The following is a 22,286-nucleotide window of genomic DNA, read 5'->3' on the forward strand; positions in this document are numbered from 1 at the left end:
CCTGGTTAAGATGCGTCCTGAAAGAGGCGCTTGCTGAGAATGGCGTGCACGCCCCAATTGCCGTCGACGACCTGTGTTACACCGAAATCGACCGCCGCCGACATCAGCGCGATCGCCTCGTCCTCGCTGAGGCCTTTGACGTTCATCAGAAAGCGCCGCATCTTGCGGAAAGCGTCTTTCATGGCGAGATCGAGCGAGGATTTTGCGTAGACCTCGCTCTGCCCCTGCGCGCCGAATTCCGCGAGATAGTTGGGGTGGCTGAAGCCGGTCAGCACCCAGTCGCTCTCGGTTTCGATCAGGGGATAGGAGAGATCGGCGAAAGGACGGCCGGCGAGATCAGCTTTCTTGTGCAGGATCACCTCGAAGGTGCCGGTCATCGAGCATTCGATCGCGGTGCCGCTGAGCTCGCCGTCGCCCTGTGCGGCATGGGGATCGCCGACTGACAGGAGCGCGCCGGGGACCGAGACGGGGAGATAGACGGTTGCCCCCTTCCCCAGCCGCCAATTGTCGAGATTGCCGCCGAAGTAGGACGGCGGCACGGAATCGACGAAATCGAGCTCGCGAGGCGCCAGCGCGATGACGCCGAAATGCGGGCGCAGAGGAATCTTGATGCCGTCGAGCACGGCGTGCCGGCGCTTGATCGTACCGGGTGCGACGGGAACGCCGGGATAGTCGTAAGTGGCGTGCACCACGCCGAAGGGATCGGTCTGGGGCTCCCAGCGATAGGAATAGAGCGCGCGGGCGTGCGGCAGCTCGGCGTCTTCGAAGATCTCATAGATGGTGACAGCTTCGCGCGGCTTGGGACCGCCGAGAAACTCGTTGTAGTGATAGCCCCACCACGCTGCGACCGACGAGCCGAACACACGTCCCGCATGGCTCGGATTGCGGCTGGCGCGCGGCACGATGTCGAGGATGCGCACCTCCAGCACATCGCCGGGCTGAGCATCCTTCACCCCGACGGGCCCGGTGCAGATGTGCACGCCAAACCCCTCGCCGGCACCGCGGCCGAACACGCTGGCATCCATCGGCCCTGCGCCGCGGCGGTCGACGTTCTTCTTGCCCTGCGTCCAGCCGAACACGCTTTCGGCGGCGGCATCGCCTGTTATCATCAACTCGGGATCGTCGGAGGCGTGCTGCGTCAGCGTCTCGATGGTGATGGTGTCACCCGACGCGATCTCGATCTGCGGCGGCAGCGAGCGGCTGAAATAGCCCCAATGAACGCGGCTGGCCTCGACCGGGAGATGATGATGACGGCGTTCGGTGGTGGTCGGCTCCCCCGCGCCGGCACAGGCGACGCTGCTTCGGGCCTCCACACTCTGATGCGCGCGCAATTGCGCCAGCGCCTCCTGCGGCCAGCCACGCTGGCCGGTGACGCCATGTTGCACGGTCGCCCGCTCGGCCTCCTGCTGTCGGAACTCGCGCGGCGGCAGGCCGAAGCGATGGCGGAAGGCGCGGCTGAAATGCGCGGAGTCGCCAAAGCCATAGGCGTAGGCGATCTCCGAGATCGAGCGATGCGCCTCCGAAGGACTGGACAGATCCGCCCAGGCGCGCTGGAGACGACGCTCGCGAACATAGTGGGTGAAATTGTCGCCGACCGTCTCGAACAGCTTTTGCAAGTAACGCTCGGAGATCCCCTCGATTTGCGCGACGCGCGCCGGCACCAGATCGGGATCGTCGAGGCGGCGCTCGATGGTCTGGCAGATCCGGTGCAGCAGCGCGGCCTGCGTCGCGCTCGCCCCGGGGTCGGACGTCGATGCCGCCAGTTGATGCGCGAGCGTCAGGAGAAGATCGACGAGCGACTGCGCAAGCAGATTCCATTCGGAATCGCTCAAAGTGTCGAGCGTGCGCGCGGTCGCGTCCAGCAGGCGCGAGAACACCTCGGCAAAGCCGCTGGTCGGAACGACGCGCGGCTCGCCGAGCCGCGGCTTACCGGAAAGGCGTCCGTGCAGCGCCTCGGAGGTGACTGACAGCACGATGGCGCGCATGTCCCGCTGGAACACGATGCTCCAGTCGCCGCCACGCGGCAGCATCACGAGATGACCGACGGGAACGATGCGGTGTCCGCCCGCGGTCTTCAGCACCATGCCATCCTCGACCGGCATCAGCGCGATCGGAAGGTCTTCGTTCGCTCGTGCCAGCGGACCGACGCTCTGCGCGCCCGCGGCCATGCGTGTCAGCGCAACACCGGCGGTCTCGCGATGGGAGGCGGTAGCATGCCCGTCAAAGAAGGAATGGCCGCCTGCCGGCTGCAGGCCGACCGCCGCAAGCACGTCCCGCCAGGCTTCGGGCCGGTCATCTTGCGCGTAGGACTCGCTCGTGAACGGGCGAAAGCTCATCGGATCGACCCAGATTGCGGTCGATCGAAGCAACCTCTGTGCCAGACGCACGCGATCCTCCGTCGCTGCGACGGGCCGCAAATGGTCTCCGCTTGTCACCTGCTCATCCCGAAAACACTCCGCGTCTCAATGCATTAGTCGCAGCGGAAAATGTTCTTTCTGATCGTGCCGTGGACGCCCCAATTGGCGTCGACCACCTGCGTGACGCCGAAATCGGCGCCGACCGACATCAGCGAGATCGCCTCATCCTCACTGAGGCGGTGCACCGTCATCAGAAACCGGCGGAGCTTCCTGAACGCATCGCGCATCGCACGGTCGAGACTAGAGTGATTGGCAATCTCAGTTTGCGCGTCGGCGCCTAGCGCGGCGAGATAATTCGGATAGGTGAAGCCGTAGAACGACCAAGCATGATCGGTCTCGAGCATGGGATGGTCGAGGCCTTCGAGGCTGGTGCCGCCGAGGTCGGCCTTCTTGTGCAGGATGAATTCGAAATCGCCCGTCAGCGAGGTCTCGATGGCGGTGCCGCCGAGCTCGCTGTCGCCTTGCGCGGCATGGGGATCGCCGACCGAGAAATAAGCGCCGGGGACCGCGACCGGATAGAACATCCGCGCGCCCTTGCCGATGCGCCAGTCGTCGATATTGCCGCCGGTATAGCTCGGCGGGATCGAGCTGACGAAATCGGCTTCCGATGGCGCAAGGCCCATGGTGCCGAAATGCAGCCGCGCCGGCACCTTCACGCTGGTAAGGATGCTCTCGCGCTTGCTGATGGTGGCGTGGTCCACGCGCACGCCGGGATAATCGATGGTCGGGTGCACGATGCCGTCAGGATCAGTCTGCGGCGTCCAGACGTAATTGTAGACGGCCTTCGCATAGGGTTCGCCGGAGGTGTCGAGTTCGAAGATGGTGACGACCTCGCGCGGCTTCGGCTCCTCGATCAGATCGTGATAGTGGAAACCCCAGTTCGCCGCGACATTGGAGCCGAAGCAGCGGCCGGCATGACAGGCACTGCAGCTCGGCCGCGGCCGGATGTCGAGGATGCGCACCTCCAGAATGTCGCCGGGCTCGGCGCCTTCGATCGCGACGGGGCCGGTGAGCAAGTGCACGCCGATCCCCTCGCCCGCGCCGCGAATGAACGGGCCTTTCGTCGGGCCCGAGCCGCGGCGCGCCACCGCCTTGTGCTCGCGCGTCCACTCGAACACGCTTTCGGCACCGGGGTCGCCCTGGACCATGCGCTCGTAATCGTCGTTGGCGTGGTGGGTCAGCGTCTCGATCGTGGCGCGATCCCCCGAGCGTAGCGTCAGGGCCGGCGTGACTGTCTTGGAGAAATAGCCCCAATGGACGGTCTTCGCCGAAACCGGCAGCGTGACATGCTTCATGACGTGACCTCTTCGAGGATCTTGCACATGGTGGAGAGAGCGCTCATCGCACCGTCTCCGGAGACTTGTCGGCTTCCATCATGCTGAGGAAACGCGCCGTCAGCGGATTGCGCGGATTGGAGAGCACCTCGTGCGCCGGCCCCTCCTCGATGATGGTGCCACCGCTCAGGAAAGCGACACGGTCCGCAACCTCATCGGCAAAGCGGATCTGGTGCGTCGAGATGATCATGGTGAGGCCGTCGTCGATGGCGAGGCGGCGGATCACTTCCAGCACTTCATTAACGAGCTCGGGATCCAGCGCAGAGGTCGGCTCGTCCAGCAACAGCACGCTCGGATTGGGCGCCAGCGCGCGGGCGATGGCAACGCGCTGCTGCTGGCCGCCGGAGAGATGTCGCGGCAACGCATCGGCACGGTGTGAGAGACCAACGCGGTCAAGCAGCTCGGCGGCGCGGCGGTCGGCGTCGATGCGGGTCATGCCGTGGACCCAGCGCAAGGGCCCGGCGATGTTCTCCGTCGCCGAGAGGTGAGCAAACAGGTTGAATTGCTGGAACACCATGCCGACGCCGACACTGGCCCGCTCGTTGGCGATGGCGCGCGGCGACAATGGCTTGCCATTCTCGCCGAAGCCGAGCCGCCGGCCGCCGACGCGCACCGTGCCGGCGTCCCAGTTCTCCAGATGGTTGATGCAACGAAGCAGCGTGCTCTTGCCGGAGCCGCTGGGACCGAGCAACGCCACCACCTCGCCCACACGCACGGTCAAGTCGAGGCCGTTGAGCACCTTTTGCCCGCCGTAGCTCTTGGTGAGGTCCTTGGTCTCGACCGCGATATTGTTGCGCGCGATCGTCGCCGCGCGACGGGCGCGCTCCTCACGGGTCAAGGCCAGCGGCGGCGTATCGCCGGGCGCTGGCTGTGCAGGCTCCGGATCAGCGGCGGTCACGGCGGCAAGCTCGAACTTGGTGCCGAGGTCGACGCGGCGCCACGGCAGATAATCGGCGAGCTTGCGTTCGCGGCGTGTGGTTCGGTCGAGGTCGAGCCACCATTCGACGAGGAGCTGGATGACACTGATGGCCGTGGTCAGAACGAGATAGAGCAGCCCCGAGGCAAAGAAGATCGAAAAGAAGTCGAAGGTCGAAGATGCCAGCTGGGTCGAGCGCAAGGTCAGCTCCTGCACCGCGATAACAGACGCGAGCGAGGAGTTCTTCAACGCGCTCACCGCCTCATTGCCGAAGGCCGGAATCATCGTGCGGATCGCCTGTGGGGCGATGACCCTGCGCATCAGCACCGACGGCGTCATGCCGAGCGCCTGCCCCGCCGTCACCTGGCCGCGGTCGACGCCAAGGACGCCGGCGCGCAGCATCTCCGCAATGAACGGCGCCTCGTTGCAGGCGAGCGCAAGGCCTGCCGCCAGCACGGCCGGCAGCTTGATCCCGATATGCGGCAGCGCGTCGTAGGCGAACACCATCTGGAGGATCAGCGGCGTGCCGCGAAAGATCACGGTGTAGGCCCTGGCGATCGCCGCCAGTAGCCAGAAGCGCGAGAGCTGCATGCCGGCGAGGATCAATCCAAGGATCAACCCGCCGCCGAGCCCGAGGGCGGTCACCTCGAGGGTGAGCTCGATGCCCGCGAGCAGATACGGCATGCTCAGGTAATGAAGGAACAGCGACATCAGTCGACCGTCATGAGAACGGGATCGGGTTTGGTGGAAGGCGGCGCCTCGAGGACGCGCCCCCTCTCGAAGCGAAAGCTTCGGCTGCGTCGCATCGCTCGATACCATCCGGGTGAGGGTTACGGCCCGTCACCCGGCGCTTCGCGCCGACCTCTCCCGTCGGGGAGAGGTAAACCGCGCGCTTAGTCAGCCGTGAGGATTTCCGGCTCCATGAAGTTGTTCACATCAAGCCCGTGCTTCTTCAGCAGCTCCATGTGCGTGCCTGCCTTCTGCACCTCGATCAGGGCAGCGAGCACGGCGTCACGGAATCTCGGCTTGCCCTTGGGAACAGCGATGCCGACCGAGTATGGGATCGTCACAGCGACCGCCTTCTCCAGCTTGTCCGGATAGGCCTTTACGGCGCTGTCGACGGTGTTGACGTCGTTGATGTAGGTGTCGGCGCGGCCGGCCAGAATCGCCTGGATGCAATTGGCGTTGTTGTCGTAAAGCTGGATGGTCGGCTCCGGCTTGCCGGCCTTCTTGCACTCCGGGATCAACGCCTGGATCAGGGGTACCTCGACATAGCCGGTGTTCTCGGCAGCAGCGGCGCCACACAGCGACAGGTTGATGCCGTTGATGCCCTTCGGGTTGCCCTTGGCGACCAGCACGCCATCGAACACCTTCGAGTAGGTGATGAAGTCGGCCGCCTTGGCGCGCTCCTTGGTGGCGTAGATGTCGGAGATCACGATGTCGGCCTGACCGGCGGCGAGCGTGGTCAGGAGCGCCGCGAACGTCACCGCCTTGTAGGTCAGCTTGAAGCCGAGACATTCGCCGATGGCTTCACCGAGATCGATGTCGAAGCCGATATACTTGCTGGGATCCTTGGGATCGATCGTCTCATAGCCCGGCGTGTGCGGGTTGATGGCATTGACGAGCGTCTTGCCCTTCCAGTCCGGATACTTTTCCTGAAGCGCGGCGCAGGCAGCGGGCGCTGCGGCCTCCGCGCTCAGCGGTGAGGCAACGACGAGACCGAAAGCAATGGCGGCGCCGAGCATGAGCTTGTACCGCGGCAATGACGCGCGCGCCATTCCCCGCCGCGCCTGGGGCCAAATCGACTTCTCCATCTCGCCAGTTCCTCCGAAATGTCATGGCGTCTGCCATGCTCCAGTGATCGGGGAGGAAGCGTGCGGGAGTGGGCGGTGAAAAGCTTGTCCGCGGGCGTACAAAAATTTGGACGGAGCGCGCCCGACATTTGGGCAAACGGTTGCCCAAAAACTGTCCGCGGACCGCGACGCAGGTGAGGGATTCCGAATTCGGGGGATTACGAAATGCTCTCGGCCGCAGCAGCGATCTGCCGGCCCGCTGAATCATTCGGTGAGCTCATTTGACGCAGATATGACGATTGGCGACCAAGATGCGATGAAGGTACGAAGCATCCACGTCCAGCATCCGCAGCAAATCCACAGCATATCCACAGGGTGCCTGTGACGGATTCGCGAGCCCCTGCGAGGCACTTGCTGCGCACAAGCCCACAAGCCGGGCCGTTTAGCCACCCGCCTGGTCGAACACGGATCGGCAGGCCTCGCTGAGGCTGGCGCGGTTGCGGCGCAGGCAGGCGGTGATGGCGCGGACGTTGGGGATCTCGCCGGCGCAGAGCCGGTAGACGTCGGGGGTACAGGCCCGCCGCTGCTCCGCAGTTCCCTGTGCATGGGCCGCGGAGGCAAATAGCGTCAGGAATAGCCCGACCGTAGAGGCGCCCCGCGCCCGGCTCTTCACGCCCGCAAACCGCAAGAACCTCGCCTTCATGACCAGTCTCCCGCTCTGCCCTGCCCGCTCCGGCCTGCATTGGCCGGCATGGGACAAAGGGGTTACGAGAAATAAACCGCCGGGAACGTGATCTCCTTCACACCCGCTGCGCGGCGGCGGCACATAGGGTTGCCGCGGGGATTTTCAGGAATCGCTAACCATTCGGGTCCCGATCGCCGCATCGTTAAAATGCGAACGATCGGATCAATCCGGAAACAAACCGGCTTTGCGACATTGCGCCGTCCGCATTCTGCGAGGGTGTGATGAGCGAAGCCGAATTCAATTTGCTGCTGGATGCTGTCCGGGACGCCATGGTCTTTGAGGATTTCGCGCCCGTGCCGGTGGAGGACTACGTGCCCCGCTCGTGGAGCTTCGACGCGACGCCCAAGGCAGCCAACAAGGCTGCCAATGACAACGAGGGCGCCTGGCCCCTCCTGCCCTTTCCCGACGGCTGGTACGCGGCCTGCTGAGGCCGACTTGAAGTGAACCGATGCGTCCGCCTTGCGGGCGGTTCGGCATGACCGAGCGCCGGGGACCGGCGCAGCCCCGATCAAGTCTTGACGCGCTCCTCGCCCTGCTGCGGCGCCCGGTCGGGTGCAGCCGGCGGGAAGATGCTGTCATAGATCGCGCGCGCCTCGGCAATGAGGCGGGCCCGCTCCAGCTCGGATTTCGGGACAAATCGAACGACGTCGCCCACGTGCTCTCCAGCTCCAGGGTTTGGATGCGTCTCTTCGCAGATGCGAAGTCTATGCCAGAGGACCTGAATCGCACCTTTCCGCCAAGCCCCGGGCAAACCCGGTGGCTGGCGGGTACGTGCGGCTCGGCGGAACCGCGCATAGGCCAAAATTTTGCGGAAAATCAGAGGCTTGTGATGGAGGCCACGACCAGAATTGAACTGGTGTACACGGTTTTGCAGACCGTTGCGTAACCACTCCGCCACGTGGCCCCGTAAGGGCGGACCAATATAGGGGATCAATGGCTTAGGCAACCCCACGGCCCGCTTGTAGCACAGCGAAATGTCCAGCCGAAATCAGGCGCGCTTGCCGCGCCTGAAGTCGCGCCGGCGGCCCTTGGGCGCGGGCTTGGGTGCCAGTTCCGGCATCTCGGCCTGGACCTCGCGGTAGCGAGCCAGCATCCGTTCGAAACTGGCATGAAGCGTCTCGGCGAGATCAGGGCGCCGCTCGAGGCCGGCGAGGATCGTCGCGGCGGCTTCGATGGTCGAGAGGCCGTCGCGGCGCGGCTCCTTGCGCAAGCGCCCGTAGCGAGAGGGACGTGCCGGATTGAGGATCACGCGCTGGCATTTCAGCATCCAGGGATTGCGCCACCACAGCGCCTTGGCCTGGCTCCAGGTGCCGTCGAGCAGCACCACACCTTCGAGCTTGCCGAGGATCGCGCGCTGGTTCTCCGCGACCTCGCCCTTGCGGTTGAGCGCGACGATCTCACCTTCGGCATCGAGATCGGCCGCGCGTGCCGAGCCGAGATAGAGCACCGCCCAGTGCGAAGCATTCTCGACCGGCCGTCCCAGCGCCTTGGACAGGCTCGGCCAGGACAGGCCGACCCGCACCGTGGCATCGGCAAAATGCCTGGCCAGCAGCCGCGCCGTGCCGAGTGCCCTGTCCTGCTCCTGCGGATGCTGCAGGATCAGGAGCGAGAGCCGGTTCTCGATCGGCGTGACGCTGTCGCAAATGCACAGCGGCATCGGCTTCTGGCAATGCGGGCATTCGGGGATCGGCTCGGCCAGCGCGGCGGCAGTCTTGGGCGGATTGGACATGGTCGCCGCTATACGCTTCGCGCGGCGCTGCAACAACCTATTCCGCCGGTGCCGCCAGCGGACGCGGCTCGGATCGCCGCCGCAGGCGGTCGATCAGCAGGTAGATCACGGGCGTCGTGTACAGCGTCAGGATCTGCGAGACGAACAGGCCGCCGATGATGGTGATGCCGAGCGGCCGGCGCAGCTCCGTGCCGGGGCCGGTCGCAATCACCAGCGGAATGCCGGCGAACAGCGCCGCCATGGTCGTCATCAGGATCGGGCGGAAGCGCGCCTGGCAGGCCTCGAAGATCGCCTCGGCCGAGGACAGCCCGCGCTGGCGCTCGGCATCGAGCGCGAAGTCGACCATCATGATGCCGTTCTTCTTGACGATGCCGATCAAGAGGATGATGCCGACGAAGGCAATCACCGTCAGCGGCGTGTTGGTGAGCTGCAAGGCGAGCAGCGCACCCAAGCCGGCCGATGGCAGTGTCGAAATGATCGTGAGCGGATGGGCGAGGCTCTCATAGAGCACCCCGAGCACGATATACATCGCAACCAGCGCGCCGAGGATCAGGAGCGGCTGGCGACCGCTGGTCCTGGCGAAATCGCCGGCATTGCCGTCGAAGCTGCCGCGAATGCCTTCGGGCATGTGCAACTCGTCGACCGCGCGCTGGATGTTCTGGGTCGCCGCCTGAAGCGGCACGTCCGGCATCAGGTTGAAGGACACCGTGGTCGATGGGAACGACTGCGAATGATAGACGGCGAGCGCAGCGAGCCCGCGCGTCGCGCGCACCACGGCCGACAGCGGCACCTGCGCATCTCCCGCGCCGGCGACGTAGATGCGATCGAGATTGGAGGGGTCGACCTGGAACTTCGGGTCGATCTCCAGCACGATCATGTATTGGTTGCGCTGGGTGTAGATGATCGAGATCTGCCGCTGTGCGAAAGCGTTGTTGAGCGCGTTGTCGATGTCCTGGACCCTGACGCCGAGCGCGGACGCCTTCTGGCGGTCGATGGCGAGCGTCAGTTGCAGCCCGCCGGGATCGCGATCGCTGGAGATGTCGGTGATGCCCTCCACGCTCTCCAGGCGCTTGGCCACGATCGGCGCCCATTTCTGCAGCAGGCCGAGATCGGTGCTGGTGAGCGTATATTGGTAGTCGGAATCGCTCTGACGCCCGCCGGCCCGCACGTCCTGGGCAGCGAACATGAAGAGGCGGATGCCGGGCACGGGATATAGCGCGCGCCTGAGCCGGTCGATCACGACCTCAGTCGACACGTGGCCACGCTCCTCCGGCGGCTTCAGGCTGATGAACATGGTGCCGCGGTTCGAAGTCGCCGGCCCCGGACCCCCGCTGCCGACCGTCGAGCCGATGCCGGCCACGGCGGGATCCTTCATCACGATCTCGGCGAGCCGCTGCTGCAGGCCGAGCATCGACTGGAACGAGGTGTCCGCCGAGGCGCGCGTCGCGCCGATGATGAAGCCGGAATCGTCCGTGGGGAAGTAGCCTTTGGGGACCTTGATGTAGAGCGTCACCGTGAGCGCGATGGTGGCGAAGAACACCAGCAGCGTCAGCAGCGGGAATTCCAGCACGGTGCGCAGGGTGCGGGCGTAGAACACGATGGTGCGCGACAGCGCGCCTTCGATGATGCGGTCGAACAGCGTTGCCGTGCCGGAGGTGGCCTGCCGGATGTAATGGGCGCAGATCATCGGCGTGACCGTCAGCGACACCAGCGTCGAGACCAGGATGGCGAAGGTCAGCGTCAGCGAAAATTCGCGCAGGAGCCGACCGACGACGCCGTCCATGAAGATCAGCGGCGTGAAGGCCGCGATCAGCGACAGGCTGATCGAGACCACAGTGAAGCCGATCTGCTTGGCGCCCTCCTGCGCCGCCCGGAACGGCCGCATGCCTTGCTCGAGGTTGCGGAACATGTTCTCGATCATGACGATGGCGTCGTCGACGACGAAGCCGACGGAGATGGCGAGCGCCATCAGCGACAGGTTGTCGATGGAGAAGCCCGCGACCCACATGCCGGCGCAAGTCCCGGCGAGTGCCAGCGGCACCGAGATGCCGGCCGCGATGGTCGGCGTCAGCCGCCGCAGGAACACGAACACAACGACCATCACCAGGACGGACGTTGCCAGCAGCGTCCATTGCATGTCCAGCACGCTGGCGCGGATCGTGCCGGTCCGATCGACCAGGGTGGAGATCTCGACACCGGCCGGGATCCACTGCTTCAGCTCGGGGATCAGCGCCTTGACCCGGTCGACGGTGTCGATGACGTTGGCATCGCCCTGCTTGGTGATCTGGATCAGAACCGCCGGTTGCCTGTTGAACCAGGCTATCGAGCGGACGTTGCGGACGGAATCCTCGATGTCGGCGACATCCGACAGCCGCACGAAATTATTGCCCGAGCTCTTGATGACGATGTCGCGGAACTCCTTCGCCGTGCGCATCTGCTTGTTCAGCGACAGCGTCTCGCTCTGGCGCTCGCCTTCGAAGATGCCGACGGGGCCGAGCGCGTTGGCGGCGATGATCGCGGTTCGCACGTCGTCAGTGGCGATTCCAGCATTGGACAGCGCAACCGGGTTGAGCTGCACGCGCACGGCCGGCTGGTCGGCGCCGGAGATCGACACGTTGCCGACGCCCGGCACCTGCGAGATGCGTTGCGCCAACACGCTATCCGCGACGTCGTAGATCGCCGACGGAGAGATCGTCTTGGAGGTCAACGCCAGCACGAAGATGGGTGCACCGGCCGTGTTTGCCTTGCGGAAACGCGGCAGCGTCGGCAAGTCGCTCGGCAGGTCGACCATCGCGGCGTTGATGGCCGCCTGCACGTCGCGCGCGGCCTTGTCGATGTTGCGGCCGATGTCGAACTGAAGCTGGATGCTGGTCGTGCCGAGGCTCGAGGTCGAGGTGATCTGGTTGATGCCGGCGATCTCTCCCAACCGCCGCTCAAGTGGCGACGCCACCGTCGCCGCCATCACGGACGGATCGGCGCCGGGCCGGCTGGCGGAGACGAAGATGGCGGGAAAGTCGACGTTCGGGACCGAGGCGACCGGCAGGAACCGGTAGGCGACGACACCCAGCAGGAACAGCCCGATCGACAGCAGCGTGGTCGCGACCGGGCGGCGGATGAAGGGCTCCGAGATCGATGCCATCACTGCATCCCCTCGGTCGCGCCGGCGACCGGCGGGCCGCCGGATCCAGCCGGCGGCAGCGCCTGCTCGAGGCGACGGTTGATGCGATCGAGCGCCAGATAGATCACGGGCGTCGTGTAAAGTGTCAGGAGCTGGCTGAGCAGCAGGCCGCCGATGATGGAGATGCCGAGCGGAAAGCGCAGCTCGGCGCCGGTGCCGCTTTCGATCGCGAGCGGCAGCGCCCCGAACAGCGCCGCCAGCGTCGTCATCATAATCGGACGGAAGCGCAACAGACAGGCCTGCACGATGGCTTCACTGGGCGACATGCCCCGCCCGCGCTCGGCCTCGAGCGCAAAGTCGATCATCATGATCGCGTTCTTCTTGACGATGCCCATCAAGAGGATGATGCCAATCAGGCCGATCACCGAGAGGTCCTGTCCGCACAGCATCAGTGCCAGGATGGCGCCGACGCCGGCCGAGGGCAGCGTCGACAGGATCGTGATCGGATGGATATAGCTCTCGTAGAGCACCCCTAACACGATGTAGATCGTGATGACGGCGGCGAGCAGCAGCCAGGGCTGGCCGGCGAGTGCCTTGGCGAATTCGGCGGCGTCGCCGGCATAGACGCCGACGATACTGCCCGGCATGCCGATGCGGGTCTCGATCACCTTTACGGCTTCGACGGCATCGCCGAGCGCCGCGCCCGGCGCCAGGTTGAAGCTGAGCGACACCGACGGGAATTGCGCCTGATGCGAGATCGCGAGCGGCGCCGTGGTCCGCTTCAGCGTCGCCACGGCCGACAGCGGCACCTGGGCATTGGGCGCGCCCGCGGTGGCGCTCGCGGCACCCGGCAGATAGAGCTTCGACAGGATCGAGGGATCGCGCTGATACATCGGCAGCGCCTCCAGCACCACCCGATACTGGTTGGCCTGACCGTAGATGGTCGAGATCTGCCGCTGCGCGAAGGCGTCGTTCAGCGTGTCGGTGATTGCTTGCAGGCTCACGCCGAGCTGGCCGGCGCGCGTGCGGTCGACATCGAGCTGCGCCCGCAGGCCGCCCTCCTGCGCCTCGGAGGAGACGTCCCGGAACAAGGGATCGCGCCGCATCTCCGCAACCAGCTTGCGCGCCCATTCCGAGACCAGCGTCGCATCGGTGCCGGTCAGCGTGTACTGGTATTGCGAGCGGCTCGACTGGGTCGAGATCTGCACGTCCTGCACCGGCTGGAAATAGACGGTCATGCCGGGGATGCCGGAGACCCGCTCCTTCAACCGGGTCACGACCACGCTGACATCGTCGCGGCGCTCGCCGCGCGGCCGCAAGCTCATGACGAGGCGGCCGACATTGGTGGTCGGGTTGACGGAGCCCGCACCGATCACCGAGACCACGCCGACCACATCAGGGTCGGCCCTGATGGCCTCGGCCGCCTCGGCCTGCCGCCTCTTCATCTCCGCAAACGACACGTCGGGCCCCGCCTCCGTCACCGCCGTGATCGACGCGGTGTCCTGCAGCGGCAGGAAGCCCTTGGGCGCGACGACATAGAGCACCAGGGTCGCGATCAGCGTAACGAAGGTCACGACCAGCGTGGCGCGCTGGCGCTCCAGCACCCACAACAGCGATCCGTGATAGGCGTCGACCGTGCGGTCGATGAAGCGGCTGATCGCGGCCAGTCCCGGCACGGCCAGCTCCTCGTGCGCGTGCTTGAGCAGCCGCGAGCACATCATCGGCGTCAGCGTCAGCGAGACCACCGCCGAGGTCACGACCGCAATCGTCAAGGTCAGCGCGAATTCGCGGAACATGCGCCCGACCAGGCCCGACATGAACAGGAGCGGGATGAAGACCGCAATCAGCGACACCGTCAGCGAGATCACGGTGAAGCCGATCTCGCTGGCGCCCTTGCGCGAGGCTTCCATCGCGCCGTCGCCATTCTCCATGTGGCGCACGATGTTCTCGATCATCACGATGGCATCGTCGACAACGAATCCGGTGCCAATCGTGAGCGCCATCAGCGACAGATTGTCGAGGCTGAAGCCGGCAAAATACATGATGCCGAAGCTCGTGATCAGCGACAGCGGCAGCGCGACGCCGGCGATCACGGTCGCGCGCAACGAACGCAGGAACAGCAGCACCACCAGCGTCACCAGCACGACGGCAAGGACCAGCGTGAATTGTACGTCGCGCACCGAGGCGCGGATGGTGACGGTGCGATCGGAGACGATGGTGAGATTCACGCCGGCCGGGATCGCGCGCTGCAGTTTCGGGATCTCGGCGCGGATCTGGCTGACGACGTCGATGACGTTGGCGCCGGGCTGGCGCTGGATGTCGAGGATGACCGCCGGCGTGCCCTGGTACCAGCCGCCAGTGCGGTCGTTCTCGAGGCCGTCGACGATCTGGGCGACGTCGGCAATGGTCACCGGCGAGCCGTTGCGATAGGCGATGATGACGGGCTTGTAGGCTTCGGCCGCCGCGATCTGGTCGTTGGCGGCGATGATGTAGGATTGCTGCGCGCCGTCGAGCGAGCCTTTCGGCCCCGAGACATTGGCATTGGCGATCGCGGTGCGCAGATCTTCCATCGCGATGCCGTAGGCTGCAAGGCGCGCCAGATCGGCCTGGATGCGCACGGCCGGCTTCAACCCGCCCAGCACGGACACGCGCCCGACGCCGGAGATCTGGCTCAAACGTTGCGCCAGAATGGTGTCGGCGATGTCGCTCATCACCCGCAGCGAGATCGTGTCCGAGCGCAGCGCCAGCGTCATCACCGGCGCATCCGCCGGGTTCACCTTGGCGTAGGTCGGCGGGTAAGGCAGCGTCCTCGGCAGCACGCCCGCGGCGGCATTGATCGCGGCCTGCACGTCCTGCGTCGCCCCGTCTATGTCGCGGTTGAGCTCGAACTGCAGCGAGATCTGGCTGACGCCGAACGAGCTCGTCGAGTTCATCGCCGAGAGCGACGGGATCTGCCCAAGCTGCCGCTCCAGCGGCGCGGTGATCAGCGAGGCGATCACGTCCGGACTCGCGCCCGGCAGCTGCGTCGTCACCTGCACGGTCGGGAAATCGACCTGCGGCAGCGCCGAGACCGGGAGTGCGAAATAGCCGAGCAGCCCGCCGATCAGAAGCGCGATGCCGAGCAGCGAGGTCGCGATCGGCCGGCGGATGAAGGGTTCGGAGACACCCATGGGTTATGCCTGCCGCTTCAAGCGGCTGTTGTCGGGATCATGGCTGCTTGGCTCCACTTTCCGATGCCCCCGGCCCCGGCGCCGGTCCCGTCTGCCCCTTCTGGTCGCCTTCACTGCTCTTGCGCTTGGCGCGCAACTCGCCGTCCTTGGCTTGGCCGTCCTTCTGCCCGTCCTTCTGGCCTTCGTTAGCACCATCCTTCTTCTGAGCGTCCGGTGCGCGCGAGCGCTTGCGCGGGGCAAGATCGGCCGACGGAGTCTGGTCATCGCGGCCGACGATCACCTTGGAGCCGTCGGACAGATTTGCGAAGCCCGTGGTGACCACCCTCTCGCTCGCCGACAGGCCGCTGGCGATCACGGCGTCATGCTCGTTCTGCTGGGTCACCGTCACGGGCTTGGCCGAGACGATGTTGTCCGCGCCGATGACGTAGCTGAAAGTGCCGATCGGGCCGCGCTGCACCGCCGAGGTCGGCACCACCAACGCCTGCGTCAAGGTCTCGACCTTGAGGCGGACATTGACGAACTGGCCCGGCCAGAGCTGGTAATTGGCATTGGGGAATTCGGCCTTGAGCTTGAGCGTGCCGGTGGTCTGGTCGACCTGATTGTCGATGCCGGTGAGCTTGCCGGTATCGATCACCGTGATGCCGTCATTGCCGAACACGTCGACCGCGAGCGGCCCCTTCGCCGCCGCCGCGTTGACGCGCATGATCTGCTGTTGCGGCAGGCTGAACCACACCGCGATCGGCTGCAATTGCGTGATCACCACGAGGCCCGTGGTGTCGGAGGCATGGATGATGTTGCCCTGGTCGACCAGGCGCAGGCCGACGCGGCCCGAGATCGGCGCCACGATCTTGGTGTAGCTCAGCGTCGCCGCCGCGTTGTCGATCGCAGCCTGGTCGGCCTTGACGAGCGCCTCGGTCTGCGCGACCAGCGCACGCTGGGTGTCGGCCTGCTGCTTGGAGCCGGCGTTGGAGGCAGCGAGCTGCTCGTAGCGCGCGAGGTCGATGCGTTGGTTGGCGAGCTGGGCCTGATCCTGCGCCTTCTTGGCAACCGCCTGGTCGTACTGCGCCTGATAGATCGCTGGATCGATCTCGCCGAGCACGTCGCCCTTCTTGACGTCCTGGCCTTCCGTGAAATTGACCGCGATCAGCTTGCCGTCGACCTGCGAGCGCACGGTCACGGTGTTGAGCGCGCGGATCGCGCCGACGCCGTCGAGATAAACCGGCACGTCCTGGATGCGCGGGCTCGCGGCCAGCACCGGCACCGGCAGATCGGGGCGCTGATTGCGGTTGTTCGTCTGCTGCTGTTGCATGACGATCCAGCCGACATAGCCGAGGCTGCCGAGGATCGCGAGCGTGATCAGGGTCATGACGAAGCCGCGGCCGCGCGATCTCTTCGCCGTCCCCTCTCCCGCGCCCTGCTTGGTGTCCGGCTTAAAGAGCATTGACCGGTTTCTCCATCCGCGGCTCCCAGCCGCCGCCGAGCGCCTGGTACAGGCTGACGATGGCCAGAAGCCGTGCGAGTTGGGCCTGCGACAGCGCGTCTTCCGCCTGGAACAGGGTCAGTTGGGTATTGAGCACGGTCACGATGTCGGCGGTGCCGGCACGCAATTGCTGCTCGGAGAGATCGAAGGCGCGGCGCGAGGCGGCGACGACGTCGCGCTGCAATTGCAGCCTGATCGTGGTCTGCTTGATCGAGAACAGCGCGTTGTCGACGTCGGCAAAGGCCTGGATGATGGTCTTGCGGTAGGTTTGCAGCAGCTCGTCCTGCCGCGCCTTGGCCAACTCGAAATTGCCGAGGATCCTGCCGCCGTCGAAGATCGGCTGTGTCGCGCTGCCGACGAGCTGGAAGAAGGCCGCATGCGGCTGGAACAGCGAGACCAGCGCCGAGCTCTGGTAGCCGCCATTGCCGGTGAGCTGGATGGTCGGAAAGAATTGTGCGCGGGCATTGCCGATGTTGGCGGTGGCCGAGGCGAGCTGCGCCTCCTGTCGGCGGATGTCCGGCCGCTGCGTCAGCAGCTCCGACGGCAGGCCGGGCGTCACGCGCGGGATCGCGATCCGGTCCAGAGAGCCGCCGTGCACGCGCACGCTCTCCGGCGGCCGCGACACCAGCACGGCGAGCGCGTTGACGTTCTGGTCCAGCGTCTGGCGCAACGGCGGCACCAGCGCCTTCTGGTTCGCCAGCACGCTCTCCTGCTGGGCGACGTCGAGATCAGTGCCGGTGCCGGCCCTGCGGCGCTCCCTGACCGCATCGAGGATGCGCTGCGCGCTTGCGATGTTGCGCTGTGAGGTCCTGATGCGGTCCTGCGAGGCCAGCACCTGGAAATAGGCGTTGGCGACGGCTGCGAGCGTGGTCAGCGCGACCGTGTCGCGATCGAAACGGTTGGCGTTCGCCGTCTCCTCTGCCGATTGCAGCGCGTCGCGGTTCTGGCCCCAGAAATCGAGCTGATAGCTCGCGCTCAGCGAGGCCGAATAATTGACGACCTCGCGTCCGCCGATGGACAGTCCCGAAGCGCTTGAGCCCGATGTGCGCGAATAGGTTTCGGATCCGCCTGTCGAGACACTCGGCAGCAGCGCCGCTCCGGCCTGTCGCGCCTGCGCGTCGGCCTGGACGATGCGCGCCACGGCTGCGGCGATGTCGAGATTGACGGTCTGCGCCTCCTCCATCAGCTGCGCGAGCTCCGCAGAGCGGAAGCCGCGCCACCAATCCAGCGACGGCGGCGCGTCGCCCTTGCCGGCATATTTGTAATGCGTGGGAACGTCGAGCGCGGGATCGGGAAGATCCTGGGTCAGCACGCAGGCCCCCGAGCCGGCGGCGAGGCACAGCACCGCAATCCATCGCGCCGCGCGCAGCGTTCCGAATGCAGAACCGAGAGACCGCCGCGAGGCGATCACTGGAACTTGCTGTGTCACATCCACCCCCCGCCGAGCAGATCAAGCCGCCGCAACGCTGCCGGAGTAACCGATTCGCGGCAGGGGGGTCGGGAGGCTTTGGACGACGCGTTCACAGTGATGATGCTTTCTGCGGAACCTGAGGTTCATACTAGCCGGGCGCGGAACGGCGGGACAGTGCCGCAATTGCGAGATGCCCGCGCCGACGGGCCGGGAGCGAACTGACAAGAATGCGAAAAGCGACTGTCTCGCAGGGACTTCCTTCATTGCGAAACATTGGGAAAACGTAAGCAAGCTTACCAAGATTTCATGTGATATCGCGGCCACACCCTTAGCTTCGCTCTTTATTCCGAACGCGTTGCACGCCTTCAGCTCAGTCCCACCCTCTGGGCGACGTGCAACACCCGTCAATCTTGCCGAAAACGAAGCCGTGCAACGTGCCGATATCTCTTGGCCGTCACCGCAGTCCACGCGTCCTGTCGCGACCCGTCTGGCCAGGGGCAAGAATCGGTCGCGACAGCGCTGATCGGGAGCGCAATCGTTTCGTGCCCTGGCCGGGGTTCGGTCGTTTCCTCCTACCGATATCCCGCCTCGCGGCCGCGCGCGTCAGCGCCGGTCTCGTCTCGGGCATATCACTGTTTCCGCGGGCGTTTCGGTCGGGTTCGCCGCAGCGCAAAAGCCTTCCCCTTTGGCCTCCCAAGCACTAGGTTCGGCCAAAGCCGATCAACCCCTTTGGTAGTGATTTTTCCCGACATGACCATTCGCAACGACGTTGTCGAAGCCATCGGCAACACTCCCCTGATCAAGCTCAAGCAGGCTTCGGAATTGACCGGCTGCACCATCCTGGGCAAGGCCGAGTTCATGAATCCCGGTCAGTCGGTGAAGGACCGCGCCGGGAAATGGATGATCCTGGAGGCCGAGAAGCGCGGCGAGCTGAAGCCCGGCGGGCTGGTGGTGGAAGCGACCGCCGGCAATACCGGCATCGGCCTTGCCGTTGTTGCGAGCGCGCGCGGCTACCGCACCCTGATCGTGATCCCGGAGACGCAGAGCCAGGAGAAGAAGGATTTCCTGAAGCTTTGCGGTGCCGAGCTGATCGAGGTGCCGGCCCTTCCCTACGCCAACCCCAATAACTACCAGCATGTCGGCCGGCGGCTCGCCGACGAGCTGCGCAAGACCGAGCCCAATGGCGTGCTGTTCGCCGACCAGTGGAACAACCTGGACAACGCCAAGGCGCATTACGAATCCACGGGGCCAGAGATCTGGGAGCAGACCGGCGGCAAGGTCGACGGCTTCGTCTGCTCGGTCGGCAGCGGCGGCACGCTCGCCGGCGTCAGCCGCTATCTGAAGGAGAAGAACAAGAACATCCGCATCGCGTGCGCCGATCCGCACGGTGCCGGCATGTATGAATATTTCAGGACCGGCGATCCCAAGGCGACGCCGGGCGGCTCGATCACGGAGGGCATCGGCCTCAACCGCGCCACCGCGATCGTCGAGACCGCCAAGGTCGATGATGCCTATCTCATTCCCGACACCGACGCCGTCAGTGCGATCTACGAACTGCTCCAGCACGAAGGTCTGTGCCTCGGCGGCTCGACGGGCATCAATGTCGTCGGGGCGATGCGGCTTGCGAAGCAGCTCGGGCCCGGCAAGACGATCGTTACCGTGCTGTGCGATTCCGGCAGCCGCTATCTGTCGAAGCTGTTCAACGCCGACTTCATGCGCGCCAAGAACCTGCCGGTGCCGGAATGGCTGGAGAAGCGCAGCAACATCAAGCCGCCCTTCGTCTGATCGTCACGCGCATCCTCGGGCCGAAGGCGCAGATCCACAAAATCTGCGCAGTTCGGCCGGCCTAAGCGACCTCCCCGCTTTCCGAGGCCGCGGCACAATAGTCGCGCCAGAACTTGCGGTAGCCCTCCTCGACCCTGCGCGTATAGGTTTCGACGTTGCCCGCGGCCGAAGCCGCGATCCGGGCCGGCAATTCCGCGCGCAGCTTTGCCAGATACGCGGGCTGGGCAGCGAATTTGCACGCGACCGCGGCGTAGCCCTCGTCGTCCTCGGCCACCCAGTCGTCAAGACCGACGGCGGCCACGATGGAGCCGCCGGCGCGCGAGGATGCGCCGTGGCCAAGCTTGGCGACGACCGGAACGCCCGCATAGAGGGATTCCCAGGTGCTGACGCCGCCGTTCTGCGGAAACGGATCGAGCGAAATATCGACCAGCGCGAAGGCTCGCAGATGATCGGCGCGCTCGGACGAGCCGAGACAAGTGATCCTCTCCTCGGCAATCCCGTGGGCGACAAAGCGCGCGAGCAGGCCGTCGCGCACCAGGGGATCGTCGAGCAGCGTATGCTTGATGATGATCTTCGATCCGGCCACCTCCCGCATCACGTTCGACCACACGCGAATGGCCTCGTCGGAGATCTTGTTGACGCGGTTGAATACGCCGAAGGTGACGTAGCCGTTGCGGAGCATGGGAAGCTCCGAAGGCGGCACATCGAGGATGGGATCGATCGTGATCAGGCACGGCAGGTCATAAACCTTTTCGGTCAGCAGATGCCGTGCCGATTGCGGAATGAAGACCGGGTCCGCGAGCACGTAATCCATCGTCCGGAGACCCGTACCGGTCGCGTGTCCGAAGCCCGTGACCTGGATGGGAGCCGGCTTGCGGGCGAAGACCTGAAGCCTGTTGCCCGACGAGTGCCCGGACACGTCGATCAGGATATCGACCTTGTCGGCCTCGATACGATCGGCCAGTTCTTCGTCGAACATCTGCCAGGCATCGACCCAGCCGTCGGCCGCCGACTTGAATTCGGCTGTGATCGCATCTTGAGTCGGCGAGCACGAATAGCAGACGACCTCGAAGCTGGCGTGATCGTGATGGCGCAGCACCGGCAGCAAGCCGAACGCCGCCGAATGATACCAGAATTCGGCGGAAACATAGCCGATCACGATCCGCCTGTCGGGATCGAGCTGCCGGGGGGCGAGCTTCCTCTGCGGCACGCGGGCACCGATCGCTTCGCCCCAGGACTTTCGCGTCGCCTGCTGGATCGCGAAATCGGCGTCGGGAAGAAAGTCCAGATAGTAGATCTTCCGCGCCATCAAGTCTGGATCCGGCGAGATCGCCAGCGCGGCGTCGAGATGTTCGATTGCGGACGCGATTTCTCCCTGATTTGCAAAACAGGAGCTCAGCAACGCCAATGCGATCGTGGAACGTGGATTTTGCTCGAGCAAGGTCGTGCAGGCCAGGATCGCCTGTGCGGTGTTTCCCAGGCTGAGCGAGACCTCCGCCTTTCCCCGCAAGGCCATTTCGAACCGGGGCGAAAGTGCAAGGGCCGCATCGAAGTCCGCCGCCGCCTGTTCCAGCCGCGACAGCGCCGAGTTGAGGCGTCCGCGCTGGGCCAGAATCTTCGCCGAATCGGGCTTGATCGCGAACGCCGCTGCGAGTGCAGCCTCCGCCTCATCGTAGCGCTTGAGCTCGATGCTGACCACGCCCTTGCCGATGAGCGCTTCGACGTGGCGCGGCTGAAACAACAACGCGCGATCAAAGCTCTCCCTGGCGCGGTCAAACCGGAACAGCGCCAGCTGCGCCACGCCACGATTGCAAAGCGCGTCGGCGTAGTCGGGCTTCAGCTTGATGGCGCGATCGTAGACCTCGATGGCCTGTTCGGGCAGGTTCATCTGGAGCAGGGTGTTGCCGAGACCGACCAGGGCCGGCGTAAAATTCGGCTTCAGCGCAATCGCTTTCTCCTGACAGGCGCGGGCCGCTTCCAGTTTCTGAAGCACGAAGTAGAGCGCCGCGAGATTGCTCTGAGCCTCGTGCGAACGCGGATCGATCGCAATCGCGCGCTCGAGCAGCTGTTGCGCTTCGTCGAGGCGCCCGCCCTGCTGCACGCTGAGGCCGAGCACGTGCGTCGCGTCGAAATGATCCGGAACGGCTTGCAAGATCTGGCGGCAGAGCGCCTCGCTCTCCGCATATCTGCCTTGACCATAGGCGCTCGCCGCGGCGGAGATGACGGCGTCGGCCTGCTTCTTCAATTTCTTCTGCAATCGCGCATTCTGGAATGCGCGCGCGCCGACGCTGCTCTGCAAGGTGTCTCTCCGGAAGATGGCCCAAGGCCGAGTCTAACTGATTCGCGCATCGACCCGGCCGGGCTGCCGGACCAGAAATCCGTCCGGGA

The 22,286-nt window shown here is 65.4% G+C and carries 14 protein-coding genes and 1 tRNA gene; 2 read left to right on the top strand and 13 right to left on the bottom strand.

Features of this window, described 5'->3' with window-relative positions; translation table 11 throughout:
• Positions 1-5: 5 nt before the first annotated feature.
• The 5 genes from I6F17_RS23705 to I6F17_RS23725 form a co-directional block, all read right to left on the bottom strand.
• Positions 6-2,336, bottom strand: coding sequence for an acetamidase/formamidase family protein (locus I6F17_RS23705; RefSeq protein ID WP_225128809.1), 2,331 nt, complete (start codon positions 2,334-2,336; stop codon positions 6-8).
• Between the two features lie 134 nt (positions 2,337-2,470).
• A complete protein-coding gene (locus tag I6F17_RS23710) occupies positions 2,471-3,712 on the bottom strand; it encodes an acetamidase/formamidase family protein (protein WP_225128779.1) in 1,242 nt (413 codons plus the stop codon).
• A gap of 43 nt (positions 3,713-3,755) precedes the next feature.
• Positions 3,756-5,378, bottom strand: coding sequence for an amino acid ABC transporter permease/ATP-binding protein (locus I6F17_RS23715; protein WP_225128777.1), 1,623 nt, complete (start codon positions 5,376-5,378; stop codon positions 3,756-3,758).
• Positions 5,379-5,560: 182 nt separating this feature from the next.
• Positions 5,561-6,481: an ABC transporter substrate-binding protein gene (locus I6F17_RS23720; RefSeq protein WP_225128774.1), complete on the bottom strand. Its 921-nt coding sequence runs from the start codon at positions 6,479-6,481 to the stop codon at positions 5,561-5,563.
• Positions 6,482-6,902: 421 nt separating this feature from the next.
• A complete protein-coding gene (locus I6F17_RS23725; RefSeq protein ID WP_025036239.1) occupies positions 6,903-7,163 on the bottom strand; it encodes a hypothetical protein in 261 nt (86 codons plus the stop codon).
• Positions 7,164-7,426: 263 nt separating this feature from the next.
• Here I6F17_RS23725 and I6F17_RS23730 point away from each other — a divergent pair, with 263 nt between their 5' ends.
• On the top strand, positions 7,427-7,633 hold the full coding sequence (locus I6F17_RS23730) for a hypothetical protein (protein WP_225112836.1): 207 nt from the start codon (positions 7,427-7,429) through the stop codon (positions 7,631-7,633).
• An 80-nt stretch (positions 7,634-7,713) separates the two neighbouring features.
• Here I6F17_RS23730 and I6F17_RS23735 read toward each other — a convergent pair whose 3' ends face one another.
• From I6F17_RS23735 to I6F17_RS23765, 7 genes are all read right to left on the bottom strand, one after another.
• The gene (locus tag I6F17_RS23735) at positions 7,714-7,860 is read right to left on the bottom strand and encodes a hypothetical protein (RefSeq protein WP_167361661.1); all 147 of its coding nucleotides are present in this window, start codon (positions 7,858-7,860) and stop codon (positions 7,714-7,716) included.
• Between the two features lie 175 nt (positions 7,861-8,035).
• Positions 8,036-8,109, bottom strand: a tRNA-Cys gene (locus tag I6F17_RS23740).
• 84 nt (positions 8,110-8,193) lie between these two features.
• Complete coding sequence (locus I6F17_RS23745; protein WP_225128772.1) at positions 8,194-8,934, bottom strand: tRNA-uridine aminocarboxypropyltransferase; 741 nt, start codon at positions 8,932-8,934, stop codon at positions 8,194-8,196.
• 37 nt (positions 8,935-8,971) lie between these two features.
• Positions 8,972-12,073, bottom strand: a complete 3,102-nt coding sequence (locus I6F17_RS23750; protein ID WP_225128770.1) for an efflux RND transporter permease subunit — start codon at positions 12,071-12,073, stop codon at positions 8,972-8,974.
• Complete coding sequence (locus tag I6F17_RS23755) at positions 12,073-15,222, bottom strand: efflux RND transporter permease subunit (RefSeq protein ID WP_225128768.1); 3,150 nt, start codon at positions 15,220-15,222, stop codon at positions 12,073-12,075. Before I6F17_RS23755 ends, I6F17_RS23750 begins: the two co-directional genes overlap by 1 nt.
• A 37-nt stretch (positions 15,223-15,259) precedes the next feature.
• Positions 15,260-16,663 carry an efflux RND transporter periplasmic adaptor subunit gene (locus I6F17_RS23760; RefSeq protein ID WP_225128766.1) on the bottom strand — a complete coding sequence of 468 codons (1,404 nt, stop codon included), beginning with the start codon at positions 16,661-16,663 and terminating at the stop codon, positions 15,260-15,262.
• Positions 16,653-18,137: an efflux transporter outer membrane subunit gene (locus tag I6F17_RS23765; protein WP_225128763.1), complete on the bottom strand. Its 1,485-nt coding sequence runs from the start codon at positions 18,135-18,137 to the stop codon at positions 16,653-16,655. Before I6F17_RS23765 ends, I6F17_RS23760 begins: the two co-directional genes overlap by 11 nt.
• 726 nt (positions 18,138-18,863) lie before the next feature.
• Between I6F17_RS23765 and I6F17_RS23770 the strand changes: the two genes are divergently transcribed.
• On the top strand, positions 18,864-19,898 hold the full coding sequence (locus I6F17_RS23770) for a cysteine synthase A (protein WP_035999544.1): 1,035 nt from the start codon (positions 18,864-18,866) through the stop codon (positions 19,896-19,898).
• A 61-nt stretch (positions 19,899-19,959) separates the two neighbouring features.
• Here the strand turns inward: I6F17_RS23770 and I6F17_RS23775 are convergent, their stop codons facing one another.
• Positions 19,960-22,197 (bottom strand): tetratricopeptide repeat protein, encoded by a 2,238-nt coding sequence (locus I6F17_RS23775; RefSeq protein ID WP_225128761.1) that lies wholly within the window; start codon positions 22,195-22,197, stop codon positions 19,960-19,962.
• Between the last annotated feature and the right edge of the window lie 89 nt (positions 22,198-22,286).

This window comes from Bradyrhizobium sp. NBAIM18 (assembly GCF_020193825.1).
In the GTDB taxonomy this organism is placed as follows: Bacteria; Pseudomonadota; Alphaproteobacteria; order Rhizobiales; family Xanthobacteraceae; genus Bradyrhizobium; species Bradyrhizobium yuanmingense.